Raw genomic sequence first — 14,752 nt, 5'->3', positions numbered from 1 at the left:
TACTACGATGCGTCTAAGAGGTATGAGTTTTCTGATTTTTTATATGAAGTTTTTTTTTCAACTACACCTAACTCTAAAAACCCTAAATCATCTGGTTCAAAAGTAAGGCCGTAAGCTACAGATACCCTATGAAAATCTCGTTCACTTAACTTAGTATCAACCATTTCATAAGGTTGATTAAGACCAGTTATTCGTAAAGGATAATAACTCTTCTGTTTATCTTTAAAGTCATCAAGAGCCTTTTTGTATAGAGGCAAGCTAGCACCACCTCCAATGAAAATACAATGTATATCTTCGACATATGAGCCCGAAGGAATATTAGTTATTACGTCTCCAATTAGTGCTTTGAACTCACCTTCCATCCATTTATCCGCAGCCTTAACTCCCATAGATTCTCGTTTTTTATTGAGAACTTCTGCCCCTATAGTCCTAACGCTTTTACCGTAAATTGGATAAGAGTACTCCCCTTCATTTTCAACAACGCGAAACACAGCTACATCGACCGTACCGCCACCTACATCAATTAGAAGGTGGGCAAAATTTTGTCTTTGAGGTGAGCGAATATAAGACTGAATTTGACCGACAAATTCAGGAAACAATGATAAACAATCTTCATGTAGATCACTGAACTCATGACTTGACAATTTGTCAGGAACATCACCAAAACTCAAGTAACTTTCCAGTTCTCTAAGGCTAAAACCATCATTAATATTCGAGAACTTCCAAGCACTTTTAATTATCTTTCTATAAAGAGTAGTCAGTCTAGAATTCTGTGAACTTTCCGTGGGCAAGCCAACGTTCAACAGCCAATCAATTTCATAGTTTACGAGTCGACGGCTCTCTTTGCTTAGCATCCAACAGCGTGCACTTTTAAGAACTAAAGCACAATATGCAGCCATTATTGCAAGGTCTCGAGTTCGAGCTTTATTCTCTATCAATTTTAGTTTGGATACTTCAATCTTATCCACTGCATCACTTTGTTCTAAAGTGCAATTACCCACACTATCAATAAAAAATCGAGTCGGAAGAATATGCGTATTAGGTAACAATTGAACTGTATATTTATTTTCAAAGCCACTGACTGCGACTTTTGTATAAGAAGTTCCAAAATCTAGCCCGATAATAAACTGAGTTCGGGATCTAGTAGAAGAAGTGGTACGAGAAGACGCCTTGGGCTTGAGTATGCGAGGTTGACCTAAAGGCTGTTTATCAACTGTACTAGATTGATGAGTTTTTCGGGGAAGTGCTTTTTTAAGCTTACCTTTAAGTTTATCTAAGCCTTTCATTACTCACCTATCCTAATGGCAATGAAACATACTTCGATATTGTCATGAAGTAGTTCTTGTTTAGCTGATAACTGCTCTATTTGCACATCAAATCGGCTTTCGATATTTCGAATTTGCGCTTTGGTCGCGGCAACAAGAGAAGCAGATTTTTTGTCATCTCTCATACTCAATTTTGTGAGCGCACTAAATCTCCCCTCTAACTGACGCTCCTTGTTTTTCTTGGCTGAAGATATTTGAAATTGAATTCGGTCTGCATTCTCATTGTAACGTCGATCAACCTCATCCTGATAATCTTGCTCAACATAGTCAGATACCACCTCAAAAGCTTCTTCTAGAACGTCGGCATCGTATTCCAAATGAACGTCTTGCCAATCACCTCCTAAAACCCGAGTCGCATTCAACAGGTTGTAAGAGTCTTGTTCGGACAGGAGTTCGACTTCATCTCCCAATTTAAGTCCGCGTGAAAATAGCTTCTCTTCGACTCTTATTCCGCTAAATTCTCCTTTTTTTACGACTAAAATATAGTCACCTTCAGGAATTTCGACCTCTCCACTTTCTATTCTAGCTCCTACTAGAGGGTGTTGGTCTCCACTGTTAGTAGCCAATTCTTGTGCGAAGAAACGGACCAATGGGTGAAATTGTGATAATACCTCTGTTTGGGCATTACTATTTCGCGTCACCTTATTGGAAAACAGACACCTACGAACAACACCTGTTTGCAATTGAGATAAATTACTTAAGCTATGTTTTCTCACAAATTCAGCAAACTTTGCTGCAAGATCTGAAGGTAACCTAACGTCAAACGTCAAACCTTCGCTCAGGACTTGTTGGAATAAATGTCCAGAGCCATATTTATCTAAAAAGCTCTTTACAAAATAGAACAAATCTTGTTCATTTATATTCTGTCTAAACTGATGAGCAGCTTTTACTTGAGAAAGAATATAGCCACTGTGAGCAATCAAGCTCGATGCCTGTTCTTCAAGTCGGGCGTTCTCACTTTTTACTTTTTCGATTGCAAGACGAGTCTGCTCTATGCGGTCTTGCTCCTGTTGTGCTGTTAACTCCTCTCTAATTAGAGAAGACGTTAAATTTTCAATCTTTTCACCTAAGATCGCATCCATATCACCGAGAGCAGCTTTAAATATGCCTAGACGTTCAAACAAGCGATCGTAAATCCTTTGATCTATGGTATCGGCGTAGCAAAAGTTGATGATGTGTATCTTTTCTGATTTTTGACCATATCTATCAATACGACCTATCCGTTGTTCTATTCGCATTGGGTTCCAAGGCAAATCATAATTAATCAACACTCGGCAAAACTGCAAGTCTACACCTTCACTTGCTACCTCTGAAGATAGAAGGATACGACACTCTTTATTAGCTTTGAAACCATCTATAATTTCCTGCTTAGTCTCTTTCATCCCCCCCATTAATACCTGCGCATTAATGCCCTCTTCGAATAAGCGCGAATTAAGGTAATGAAGAGTTTCTCTAAAATATGAAAACAGCACGACTTGATCTTCGGGGTGAGTGCTATACCAGCTTTTTAAAAAATCAATGAGTGCATTAAACTTACTGTCGTTTTCTCTGAGATTATCTATATCTATTTCTGGTAACAATCTAGCACCAATTTCAGACATCAAAGGAGACAGCTGATTCTTTGACTCAATATCAATACCAATAGACTCTTCGATAGAGGTGTCAAACATACTTGATTCAGCTTTTCTTACTCTACGATTCCAGGCGGAGTAAGCTGCAACCATACAGCTAGAAACTTGCCTTTGAGGCATTGCAGAAAGAAATGCCTCATGCACATTTTTCTGCGATGCGTAACGGCGTACAGTTTCAGTAACTGCTTGATAAAATTCCTTTTCGGCATCCGTCATCTGAACCGCCAAAGCAAGAGGTTCTCGAACTACACGGTATTCATGGACCTCAGCTTTTCTTGTTCGAGTTACAACCTTACTCAAGAGGTTCACTCGCTCAATTCGGTTCGCCACTTCAACTCTCTCTTCATGAGAAAACCCATCTTCGGGTTCGAACTCAATAATGCTTAAAAGTTGGGAACTACGATTTAAAATGGGGTTTAACTGTGCGTTTTTTAAGATACTTCTAGCTTCAAACCAACTAATATGAGGATTACGAACCGCATTTTGAGCTTCAAGGAGAGGTTTATTTGCTTCGAGTACTTGCGGAAAATAATGTCGATTGTCGAAGGTGTCAGGGTCAACCAACTCTAGAAGATGAAACAAGTCTTCATTAGCAAGATTAATTGGCGTTGCTGATAACAGTACAACATGCTCTGTTGCGTCACGGAGCAGATGACCCAACTTAGAGGTCGAGCTTTCTGGATTACGCATATAATGAGCTTCATCCATAATAATTAAATCGAATAAAGGCTCATTTGAAGCAGAATCTGAGAATAATTCCGTCAGCTTTTGACGTGGAGTTTCTGCTGAGTCTAATCCTGGAGTAAATCCCTTCGGAGGCCTTAACCCAGTGTAACTACATATGACCGCTTTACCCGTTGGTACTTGCTTTTTATCTCTCTTCAGATCATGAAGAAGATCTTCCGCACTCATCAAATCAGCATCAATACCAAAACGAAACATTAACTCATGCTTCCATTTTTCTCTTAGCATAGCAGGACACAGAATCATCAATCGACGAGCATCTATCCTTGCCCTTAATTCGGTCCAGATCAAGCCCGCCTCAATTGTTTTACCTAAGCCGACCTCATCAGCAATAAGAATACCTTTTGAAGGGGCCTCAAGGAAAGATAGTACTGGTTTGTATTGGAACGCAAAGAAATCAGTGTTTGTGGTTTCCATACTGTACACAAGGTTGGCAAGTTTGCCAGAGATATGAATATACGTAAGATTTCTACGTAGATCGTCAATTCGTCCAAAGCGTCCACTATGAAGTAGGTCATTCCAAGTGTTACTTGCCACTACTTCTAGGTCGCTTTCACTTTTAGTTTGAGCTGCCCCCGCAAAAAAGAACTTGTAACGATTTACTCCGCCTCTGGACTGTAAAACTTGTGTAATTACACCTATCTTTGCGGGATCATGAATGAGCCTGACCTGGTCACCAATGTTAAACATTAACTACAACTCCTAGTTTCCCCAACTCAATAACCAAACTACAATCTTAATCTCATTAAAGACAAAATTTGCTTCGGTACTGCCTAACAACCATATAGAAATGGTCTAAACACACTTACCATTTTACGACAGTCCAACGTTAAGAACACTGAAAACTAAATATAGTTATCGAACAGATCCAAATCAAAACGGGTAGTTAGGCATAAAAAACCAATTATATGTTGGTTGATTCGATAGTTCCTGGTAGCATTTGCAAAATGTAATCCAATCGACCTTTTTATGAATAAAGTTAAAGTTATTGACCTATTTTCCGGCCCCGGCGGACTTGGAGAAGGTTTCACTTCAGTAAAAGATAAAAACGGACAAACTCCATTCAAGATTGCAACATCGATTGAAAAAGAACCGAGCGCTCACCAAACTCTAACTCTTCGTGCTTTTTTTCGCCAGTTTGATGAGGCACCTAATGAGTACTATCAATTTTTGAAAGGACGCCTTGGCAAAACACCACAAGAAAAGCTCTATCTTCAATACCCAGATCAGTATAAAGCAGCCTCTGAGGAAGCATTATGCCTGGAGCTGGGGAAAGATAACGCTGATATAACCAAAGCAATTCAAACTAAAATCGGTAACGATGAGTGTATTTTGATTGGTGGTCCTCCTTGCCAAGCATATTCAACCGTAGGTGTTGCTCGAAATAAAGGCAACAAAGATTACGACCCGGCAAAAGATCATCGAAACTTCCTATATAAGGAATACTTGTCAGTTATTGCAAAGTTCCAGCCGAAGATGTTCGTCATGGAAAATGTAAAAGGCATGCTATCTGCCAAGATTAACGGCCAGTTTATTTACAAAGACATTTTTTCAGACCTCCACTCACCAACTGTCTCTTCAGGAGAGGCCCCCCTTGACGGCAGATCTGCCAACTCATATCGCATTTATTCTCTAGTAAAAGAGGAACAATCTACACTTGGTCCCCAAGACTACGTGGTAAAGAGTGAGCAATTCGGAATTCCACAGAGTCGCCACAGAGTCATATTACTAGGCATCAGGGAAGATATAGATACCTCAAACCTTTCTCTTTTAAACGAAATTAACTCACAAGTCAGTGTCCATGACGTTATCGGTGACTTGCCTCCATTACGAAGCGGACTATCAAAATCAGAAAACAGTAATTCGAATTGGATCAAAACCATACAGAAAGAAACTCGTATCGCTCTTAAAGAGCTTAACGTCAGTCACCCTAATGTAGTTTTAACAATGAAAGGGGAAATTGAAGCCCTTGAACCTAAACTAGATCAAGGCTCATTGTTTGGATGTAAACGCAATCCAAAAAATAAAAACCCGTTATCAGAATGGTATTTCGACAAAAAACTCGGTTCTCATATTTGTAACCACGAAACTCGCGGCCACATTGATAGTGATCTAGCTAGATATCTATTTTGCAGTAGCTGGGGGAAAACTTACGAAAAAGAAAACCAGTTTGCCAGTCCTAAAAGCCATGACTTCCCGCACTCACTAATACCAGCGCATAAAAGTTTTAGTTCGGGTAAGTTCGCTGATAGGTTTAGAGTTCAATTGAGAGGAAAGCCCGCGACAACTATAACGAGCCATATATCAAAAGATGGCCATTACTACATACACCCAGACCCGAAACAATGCAGAAGTCTAACTGTTAGGGAAGCAGCACGAATCCAGACATTCCCTGATAATTATTTTTTTGTCGGAACAAGAACACAACAATATGTACAGGTTGGGAATGCAGTTCCACCATTGTTAGCACATCATATAGCCAAGCTAGCTATGAATATTCTAGAGTTATAGTGCGGCGGGATAAAACTCCCGCCGACCATTTTCACTATTTGATTAATGTACTCTTTCGAGAATTGAAAGCCTTGACTAAGGCTAATTCATGGCATGTATATTTGAGGGCTTGTAATAAATCACTCTCTGTATTTATGCTTCCAGACAAACGCAGATAAACACCATAACTATCTACTTCAAATCGGAAATCATTTGGCAATGCTGACTGTACTTGTAGTAAGTCAATACCAATTTTTCCTTTATACTTTGAGTTTTTCTCATCGCCGCGTAAGTCTATAAGCAAAAAGTAAAGCAATCCGTCGCTTTTTTCTATAAGTTCAGCTTTAAAACCTGTATTCGGGACGATTCCTTCAATAGAGTAAACTCTATCCCCTTGAAATCGCTCACCTAGTTCTTTGACAAACGAAACATCAGAGATGTTTAATTTGCTTGTGTACTCATCTTCTAAGTTAACCTGATTGCTTAATAGTTGAGTCTCTTCTTGTTGGTTTACAATGTCACCAAATGATATGAGACTAGGTAATTCGTCATTGTATAGAGCAGCATTAAGATCTTGAACAAATGCGCGTCCGTCACCCAAATCAGCTCGTTCTTCGTAATTTAATAAACTGTACCCAGCTCTCAGAAGAACCAGCTTTTTAGCTGTGAGGAAGACCTTGTCACCAATTCTGTCTCCAAAACTATCTTTGATCGCGATTAAGTTACTCAATTCAGGGTTTAACAATACGAGAATAATTGCTCTCAAAATAGCTGAGCCATCGTCATCAAGTGGAATTGTCAATTCACCACTACCAGAAAACAACTCGTTAGCTTTCACTTCCCAGACCTGAAATTTATCTTCTCGTTTGGTATCTTCGCTAACTCGTTCATGAAGTGTGTTAAGAATAAACTCAATATTCCACCCCATATCTAAGCTATTTTCAAAGCATAAGTTAATAAAAACGTATAGGATTTCTACTTCGTCAGTTTTCAAAAGTATGCTTGGATCAAATAACGAAAGGAGTAGCTCTTTCTGACTTTGTTCTTTCGCAAATAAATCTATTAGTTCAGAAACGGTTGTGGCTTCATCTTTAATCTTATCGAAGGTTAATGCCATTACACCATCATTAAGAACCAAATTTGATTTTTGTGTAGGATTTACTGGCTTTTCTATTTGAAAATTCGCATAAGATTGATCAAAGGCTTGCTTAGTTAGCACCATACAATTCAATGAGGTTACATCAAAATTTTCATAGCTTCTCTCTAGAAACTGTTCATGAGCATCATTTGAGTTAAAGATGACACGCTCCAGAGCAGAAAATGAGTAAGCTTGTTTTTTTTGTATATTTTGCCCCAGTTCCAAAATGATTAAGTCGTCTGAAAAAGCCCCCGAATGTGTAAATTTGCGAGCTGCCTCTGCACTGAGTAGGCTTTCGCTATCAAAAGTGCAGCACCATGAATCCAAAACAACTTCATACGGAAGAGCAAAACGAGTAAATAATTTTCGTTGAATAACTAGATAAGAAAAATCTGTTTTCAAATTGTTCGTTGTCATTATAATTCTCGATATTCCATCAATCCTGAACTAGCACTTGGTAAGTGCTTCAACACCGGTGCTTGTGACACCCCTTCTTTAACATACATCAATACTAACTCAGATCTTGCGCGAGAACACATTACATACATATTCATATTGAAAGTAGTTAGATCCGAGTCATTAAATGAGAAATTTTGTAAGTCTGGAACGAAAACAGTATCAAATTCAAGGCCTTTACAACTTCTTCTATTCAAAATAGTTATAACACCTTGTGTATCAAACTTTAGTTCCTCACTACTTAGAGGCTTAGAACTAGAGTAATGTTGAACATGGTAAGTTGGTAATAATTCAGAGAGTTTATCTAGATAGAACTCTCTATCTGCATCTGAATCAACTATGACGGCTACTTCTTGTGCTCCACGAAATTGCAGGTAGTTGCGGATATATTCCACTTGCGTTTCCTGTTCTTTAACAGAAATGAACTTAGGTAAACCGCCTGATTTATCCGGTGATTCAGGAACCCCTGTCGAAAGCCCCGTATAAAAGTGCTTGGCCAATTCAGCTATAGGCTTAGTATTTCGAAAGTTTTTTGTAAGGCGGAATTCTCGATCGGCCTTAATTTTTAAGTTATGTCGAATATCCTCAAGAGATGAATTATGGCCTTCCTGAAGGCGTTGATTTTCATCTGCTAATATCGTGATTCCACCATACTCCATAGAGCGCCCTGCCCCACGTAAAAATTTAAACGTTTCTGGTGAGAAATCTTGCGCTTCATCAATGATCAAATGCCCCCAATCAATGACAACTTCTTCATCCAGCTCAGCATATTGATCCAACATAGTTTCCCAATCATAGATCCATCTGTCTAGCTCAGGGGGCTCAAAATTAAACCTTGGGTCTATCCATTTCTGAAACTTCTCCGGGGTCTGATTTACCTGCTCTTGAGTTACCCACCACTTTCTCTCGGCGGGATCATATCGAGCTCCTGCACTTTTTACCTGTTCCTTTTCATCAAAGGTACACTGAAGGTAAATTTTATCGGCATTCGGTGATTGTTCTTGAGAAACAAATTCAGGCCACTTCATAAATTTCATAGGCTCTAATTCATAGGCTTCTCTGGATACATACCATTTTTTAACCTTACCATCCCAACGTCCACCAACAGACTTTACTTCCTCTTTATCTGAGAAGGGGCTGTTCAAGTACACCTTTGACGGTTTGGGCGGCTCAACAATAAAGTCAATTTCAGATTCTTGTATGATTTTGTGCTTTCGCCACCATTCGGGCAGCCAACTGTGCATTGTTTTTGAAACAACATTACCTTCGATTTCTCTAGCTACATTTTCGGTATAACGCCTCAAGACGCGGTTATACATAAGAACAGTAACCTCTGTCTTTTTCTTAGCTAAAGCTTGAGCGCGTAAAAAAGCAATTACAGTTTTTCCGGTACCAGGCGGACCACTCACTAGTACATTACCGATTATTGGTGCATCTTCAAAAACATCTTGTTGCTCCTCGCTTATCTGACGAGCATTGGGCATACGCATTAGCTAAATACCTCGTTTAATTTTCTCATAATTAGACTAAATAGCCCTTGTTCGCTCTCATCACCTATCAAGAGCTTACGATCTAAAAGAAGGTTATTATTCTCACAACTAGTTTCAGATACTAAGGTACAAGAATGACATGCAGCTTTGTTCAACCCCATAACCCCCTGAGCCTCTAGTTCACTGCATACTGGATCATTTGAACACCAATTGGCAGTTTCAAGGGCAGCAATAATCGCAGGGAAGAGTCGAATTGGCTCTCCCTGCTGTACGAGGCCACCTAAACTTCCTTCGGAATCTCCATCAGCTGTATAGATTAATATCCCCGACTGCCCTTCATCTGCGTATATTCGTTCTCTAAGAGATCCGCTGGAATATCCACTTTCGAAGCTCAGTTGACGAATAATCAAATGTGCAAAAGTGTGAAGAGCAATAAACTTAGCTGTAGGTTCAGGTAAATAGGTCGACGTCACTCCCGCATAACGCTTCTCTACCGAATCAATTCTTGGTTTAACAAACGTAGTCGATTGATATTCCCAGCTTTCAAGAGATCTTTGATCAAACTCTATAAATATACCTTCACCAAAAACCTCACATGCTGGCAACCATGTTTTTTGTCCTTCGGCTGATTTCATCAAGACAGGGTTGTCGTCAGGCTTGATTCTTTCAAAGCCACAAAAAGCACGAACTTCCCTAAGCTTGTCGACTAGCACGACTTTCTTGATGTATTCCTCAAAACCAAAAGACTCAGAGTCTGTGAATTGCGCTGTACGTGTTACAAAGTTTTCGTTTTGCTTTTCAGCAATATTACTATTGCTTAGCACGTCCCATTCAGCTAACCGAAGCTCTTTATCATCTGGAATCTTGAACTCGCGTTTAGGCTCTCCACCTGATTCAACTGCTTGAAGTATTTCTTCAACAGAAAAGCCAAAATCATCAGAAAGGTCTTCAGCACAACTTTTAGCACGATTTAGTCTACCCCTTTCAAGAGCTCTCAACAGGTCTTGATAATCCTCAGTGCCATTTACTGCCGCAATGATTGGGTTACCTTTAGATGATGAGTCATAAGGGATATCTAATGCTGAACGAATAATTGGATAATAGAGATTACTAGCACCTCTTTGCAGAACACTTAAGGGCTCTTTACAATTTCTACTATAATCCTCGTTGTATTCCCAAGGCTGTTTATCTGAACAATGAACGTTCAAAGCTCCCTCATGCATGATGCTACCAAGAGAGTTCGTTGCACCACAGTTTTTACAGTGAATTTCTAGTGCATCTAAGCCACTGCCCTTTTTACTATTTGAATAAAAATACAATTGTTCTTTTGGCAACGGGCATGAGTGTTTTTGATTTTGATGAGCCCATCGATCCCATGGTACATCCTGCAGATGTCCGTGATTACATGCAGCAACGAAACGCATTGGAACTAAGGTTTTCTCCTTACATACGCTATTATCACAAGCTGGGGCACCTTTTTCATTCACCATTCCTTCGCGAGTCCAACGTTTCAAACGTCTACATCTTGGGCAAAACATCCAAGCAGGAAATCTATGAGTCATAAGTGCATTGTTCTTATGCACTTTCTCCCAGCGAGTTTTCAATATGGGTGGTTTCTTCAAGGCCCAAACACCAGCTTCTTTTGTAAGGCGATCTAACTTAATCTCGTCAAGGTTAACCGGCCAATGATCAATACCCATCAAAATTAGTGATTCATCACCAATATCAATAATCGAACCTGGTCCGAAGGGGCTTATTAGCTGCGAACTACGATAGCTACGATTAGAGTCAGACATTCGATTCTCCACGAACTAGGATATGGGTTTCGGTATCAACACTTCGCATGGAATTGAGTGTGTTCCACGCCTCATTGTTACTGTTATTTGCATCAAACGGCTTAAATAACGCTTTGTATTGCTTCCCTGCACCACCAGCTTCATAAAGGTTAATTGGTGACTCACCACAAGTCGCTTTTTCATGCCACTTATCAATCACATCACTTAAATAATCGAACACTTTATTCCTTTCTGATTCATCCATACCAAGCATTGAGTCTCCAATTCGTTGCTCAAAGATAGATCTCAACTTTTTAAATATATCGGACTCTTTATCGAAAAATTTCGCACTTTTATTATCTTTCAGGTGTCCACTCATGCGAACTAAAGCAATTAGAGATGCATGCAGAGCTCTTTCAACGGCAGGCATCGCCCAAGGAGTCACGCTAGTTGGCTCGACATAACGGTATAAGGCTTGGTGGTAGCTTCTAAAAGACTCATAATGCGACCTATCTCTGGGCTTAGTCGCTGAATATTGTGTAAACACGATACCTGGCGGGCGAGATTTCTTACGTCCAACTCTACTTGAAGCTTGAATGTACTCAGCTGTCGCTTTTGGTTGACCTGCGATAAGCATCATGCCTAAACGTCCGATATCCACACCTACAGAAATCATATTTGTACAAGGGAGTACGTCCACGACCTCCTCACTAGATGTCTTTTCTATTTCTAACTTAGCTAGAATTTCTGGAATTCGAGGGCCTTTAACATTGGCACTGAGCTCTTCCACAGATTGAATATCTCTTGGTTCCGCACCTTCATTGGCAATAACCCCTATACGAGCTGGAATATCATCTCGTGCAAGCGTCATTGTTTTACCAAGCTCTCTTCTTGAATTGTGATAGATTGGTAAGGTCCAGTAGCTATCCAATATGATATCCGCAAAACCTAATTGTTGTGGCGACTGCAAAAGCGCTGCTCCCAATTGCACCAACCCCGTTTGTCCAGTTTGCCCCGCAGGCATTACCCCGACGTAAAGTCGCCCTGGGTTTTCACAGTCCTCTTTAGAAAAAAAAGAATCTGCTTCATCAGTACCAGACGGTGGGAAAATAGCTACGTTTCGACCAAACAATCTATTCACTTGCTGACCAGCACTACGAATTGTTGCCGTCGCGGCTATAACCTTAGGCTTGTGAGCTAGGCTCTGAATAATACTATCGAAGCCTGCTTCATAGATTCCGGCAATGGTACCCAGCGGGCCCGAAATAAGATGAAGCTCGTCCTGAATAATCAGACTTGGCGGCCGAACACCGTTCTTACCAAAAAATGCCGAAGCTTCAGCCTTCCAAGTCAATCGTGCAAATTTATCGATAGTACCAATTAGTAAACTTGGTGGGCTTTCGTACAGCCCATCATCGACTACTTGAATTGGAAGATGGTTATGAAACTCGCAAGCCTGTGAAGGACAAGTAAACTCAAACTTCGAATATGGATTACAATTAACACCGTAGTCAGTTATGTTTTCTGAATGCCTTTTGGGAAATATTGATGTACCACACCAAGGGCACACTTGTAACTGAAAAGGATTCTCTGGCTCATCAGCTTCTCGCTGCTTCTTAAAAGATTCATGTGCATCTTTAAAGCTATTAGGGGCACTTGCGGAACCAACCCACAGGCCTAGACTAAATTTTTCCGCCCCCAGTAATTCTTGTTGTTCCTGACGAAGCACTTCTAAAGCACAAATTAAGCTACCAGCACGCTGAAACTGCTGTGAGGTTAATAGTCTCAAGGTATAGCGTTTTATCACAGAAGTGCCCCCCCCCTTAGAACCAAACTTTAGACGGCGGTAAATCATCTCCCAAGCAGCAACTGCAAGGTAAGCTTCTGTTTTACCGCCACCAGTTGGGAACCATAAAAGGTCTACATCATCATGTGATTCAGAAAACTTGCCTGAATCGTCAGGAATCAATGACTCAAGTACAAGTAACTGGAAAGCTAATTGGAACGGTCGCCAATTAAAATCACGAACCTTATCAGCCGAAGAATAATCTGGAGTTAGGTAGCCCCAGTCTCTTTTCTTCGCAGAACCGGAAAAGTCAGAACTGGAGTGGATCATCTGCATTAGCATAGCTTTATTAGCAATCCTAAAAGCATGCATCGCTGCTGGATCTCTTTCTAATAACTGGATTCCAGAAAGCATTCTTTGTGATGCTATCTTAAGCCTTGAAAGAACTCTTGTTTTGGCTTCGCTGTATTGCGTATCTAAAACTTCATCTTCAAGCTCACTGACCCAACGAGAATATGCATTGATTAGAGTTCTAAAATTTTCACACAACTCTTTACCACCAACTGATTCAACATTTGCTATTCGATGAATGTTTAACATTTCATCCGTAAGTTCTGGAAACTTATCTTTATCTAAGTCAGTAGTAAAACCCTTAACTTCATGACTTGGCATTACATCTGTATGCAGTTCGTATGGAACGCGTTCCGAGTCTGCATTTTTCCAACATACAGCCACGCCATGCCCAACTCCCCACGGAACTCGATTTCTATAGGTAAGCGCTAGGTCTTTTTGCTCATCATCAAGTTTAAATCTATCGCTACTTGGATATTCTGCGAACTTTCCCTCTAAAACCGTGGCGGAAATTTGGCATTGAAAAAAGCAATCCTTGGGATCAAGTTTTTCACCAGATTTAGTCTGGTTAGATAGCGCGATTGTCACTATTTTACCCGTAACATACGGTCTAATCGCAACATCGATACGAGCGTTATCACAAAAGATCGGAATTGAATCTCGACTTCCATTTCTAAGATCTAACGTAAATGTGAAATCTAAGGGTTTGCGCTTCCAAGTAGATTGCTGGTCTCGAGTGTAGTTTGCAGCAAAAACAGTCACTTCGAGTACAGTGGAACTTTGAGCTGCAAATGACATAGCCATTGAAGAAGGCTTAAAATCATTACTCAGCGCTTCAGTCGTTGATTCCTCATCTTGAGATTCATCAGACTCATCACGGGATGCCGCTGGAGGAAAAAGAGTTCCGGAAAGGTATCGCTTATGAGGAGCATCTTTGATTTCCTCTTCCTCTCCGTGAACAGGACCTACGAGTTGAGATTTCACATACTCAAGTAAGCTCTCACGCGCTTCGATAAATTCTTGAGGTAACATCTTTTTCCTTGTTAAATTAGAGTCGTATTACTTTAAAATTTTATCCGACTTCAGTGACCTAAAATGCGATTCAAAACAATATATTCAAACTATTTTATATAAAACTGTAATTTACAGCTTAAAGTCAACTTAGTTAAATTACTTTTGCACCTCTTACATCCAACATAATTCTCCTATTCTCTAACTAGTTACGTTTGCTTACTTTGTTTCGCTAGCGCTTATTGTTTTCGGGAGAAAATCGTGACTAGCTAACTATACCAATCACCGAGCCATATGCGGTTTAAGGTCAAGCAAACAAAAACAAGTCAATATTTATACTCGCTTGTTTAGAATTGAGAAACATAAAAAAAGAGGGAAAAGAGGTTACTTTACTGATTAAAAGTAGGGTGAATAGTTTGTGATGATAAAGCTCTATGCAACAGTAGATTACATGAGAAAGTATGAACTACAGAAATCTACATCTGTATTGAAGGGAATAGACCCTATCTGGCAGGGTAGTTGTCACTGTTAAAATTTAACCAGTTTGGGCGATAA

7 protein-coding genes are annotated in these 14,752 nt (G+C 40.0%); 1 reads left to right on the top strand and 6 read right to left on the bottom strand.

Features of this window, described 5'->3' with window-relative positions; translation table 11 throughout:
* Positions 1-2: 2 nt before the first annotated feature.
* Positions 3-1,286, bottom strand: a complete 1,284-nt coding sequence (locus AB6E08_RS00035) for a hypothetical protein (RefSeq protein WP_372063568.1) — start codon at positions 1,284-1,286, stop codon at positions 3-5.
* The gene (locus AB6E08_RS00030) at positions 1,286-4,390 is read right to left on the bottom strand and encodes an SNF2-related protein (protein WP_372063566.1); all 3,105 of its coding nucleotides are present in this window, start codon (positions 4,388-4,390) and stop codon (positions 1,286-1,288) included. The genes AB6E08_RS00035 and AB6E08_RS00030 overlap by 1 nt, the downstream gene beginning before the upstream one ends.
* A gap of 279 nt (positions 4,391-4,669) precedes the next feature.
* Between AB6E08_RS00030 and AB6E08_RS00025 the strand changes: the two genes are divergently transcribed.
* Positions 4,670-6,211: a DNA cytosine methyltransferase gene (locus AB6E08_RS00025; protein WP_372063564.1), complete on the top strand. Its 1,542-nt coding sequence runs from the start codon at positions 4,670-4,672 to the stop codon at positions 6,209-6,211.
* Positions 6,212-6,245: 34 nt separating this feature from the next.
* On the opposite strand, the gene AB6E08_RS00020 is transcribed toward AB6E08_RS00025, so the two are convergent.
* The 4 genes from AB6E08_RS00020 to AB6E08_RS00005 are packed head-to-tail and all read right to left on the bottom strand — an operon-like array spanning position 6,246 to position 14,218.
* Entirely contained in the window at positions 6,246-7,745 is a 1,500-nt protein-coding gene (locus AB6E08_RS00020; RefSeq protein ID WP_372063562.1) for a hypothetical protein, read from the bottom strand.
* The gene (locus AB6E08_RS00015; protein WP_372063560.1) at positions 7,745-9,274 is read right to left on the bottom strand and encodes a DUF5710 domain-containing protein; all 1,530 of its coding nucleotides are present in this window, start codon (positions 9,272-9,274) and stop codon (positions 7,745-7,747) included. The genes AB6E08_RS00020 and AB6E08_RS00015 overlap by 1 nt, the downstream gene beginning before the upstream one ends.
* A complete protein-coding gene (gene drmB, locus AB6E08_RS00010; protein WP_372063558.1) occupies positions 9,274-11,070 on the bottom strand; it encodes a DrmB family protein in 1,797 nt (598 codons plus the stop codon). Before drmB ends, AB6E08_RS00015 begins: the two co-directional genes overlap by 1 nt.
* Positions 11,063-14,218: a helicase-related protein gene (locus tag AB6E08_RS00005; protein ID WP_372063556.1), complete on the bottom strand. Its 3,156-nt coding sequence runs from the start codon at positions 14,216-14,218 to the stop codon at positions 11,063-11,065. The genes drmB and AB6E08_RS00005 overlap by 8 nt, the downstream gene beginning before the upstream one ends.
* Between the last annotated feature and the right edge of the window lie 534 nt (positions 14,219-14,752).

This window comes from Vibrio sp. 10N.247.310.24 (assembly GCF_041467175.1).
In the GTDB taxonomy this organism is placed as follows: domain Bacteria; phylum Pseudomonadota; class Gammaproteobacteria; order Enterobacterales; family Vibrionaceae; genus Vibrio; species Vibrio tasmaniensis_A.
This window is presented reverse-complemented; position numbering and strand designations above follow the sequence as displayed.

Excerpts from the sequence above, each read along its gene's own strand:
- AB6E08_RS00035 (WP_372063568.1), bottom strand. The coding sequence starts at position 1,286 with ATGAAAGGCTTAGATAAACTTAAAGGTAAGCTTAAAAAAGCACTTCCC.
- AB6E08_RS00030 (WP_372063566.1), bottom strand. The coding sequence starts at position 4,390 with ATGTTTAACATTGGTGACCAGGTCAGGCTCATTCATGATCCCGCAAAG.
- AB6E08_RS00025 (WP_372063564.1), top strand. The coding sequence starts at position 4,670 with ATGAATAAAGTTAAAGTTATTGACCTATTTTCCGGCCCCGGCGGACTT.
- AB6E08_RS00020 (WP_372063562.1), bottom strand. The coding sequence starts at position 7,745 with ATGACAACGAACAATTTGAAAACAGATTTTTCTTATCTAGTTATTCAA.
- AB6E08_RS00015 (WP_372063560.1), bottom strand. The coding sequence starts at position 9,274 with ATGCGTATGCCCAATGCTCGTCAGATAAGCGAGGAGCAACAAGATGTT.
- drmB (WP_372063558.1), bottom strand. The coding sequence starts at position 11,070 with ATGTCTGACTCTAATCGTAGCTATCGTAGTTCGCAGCTAATAAGCCCC.
- AB6E08_RS00005 (WP_372063556.1), bottom strand. The coding sequence starts at position 14,218 with ATGTTACCTCAAGAATTTATCGAAGCGCGTGAGAGCTTACTTGAGTAT.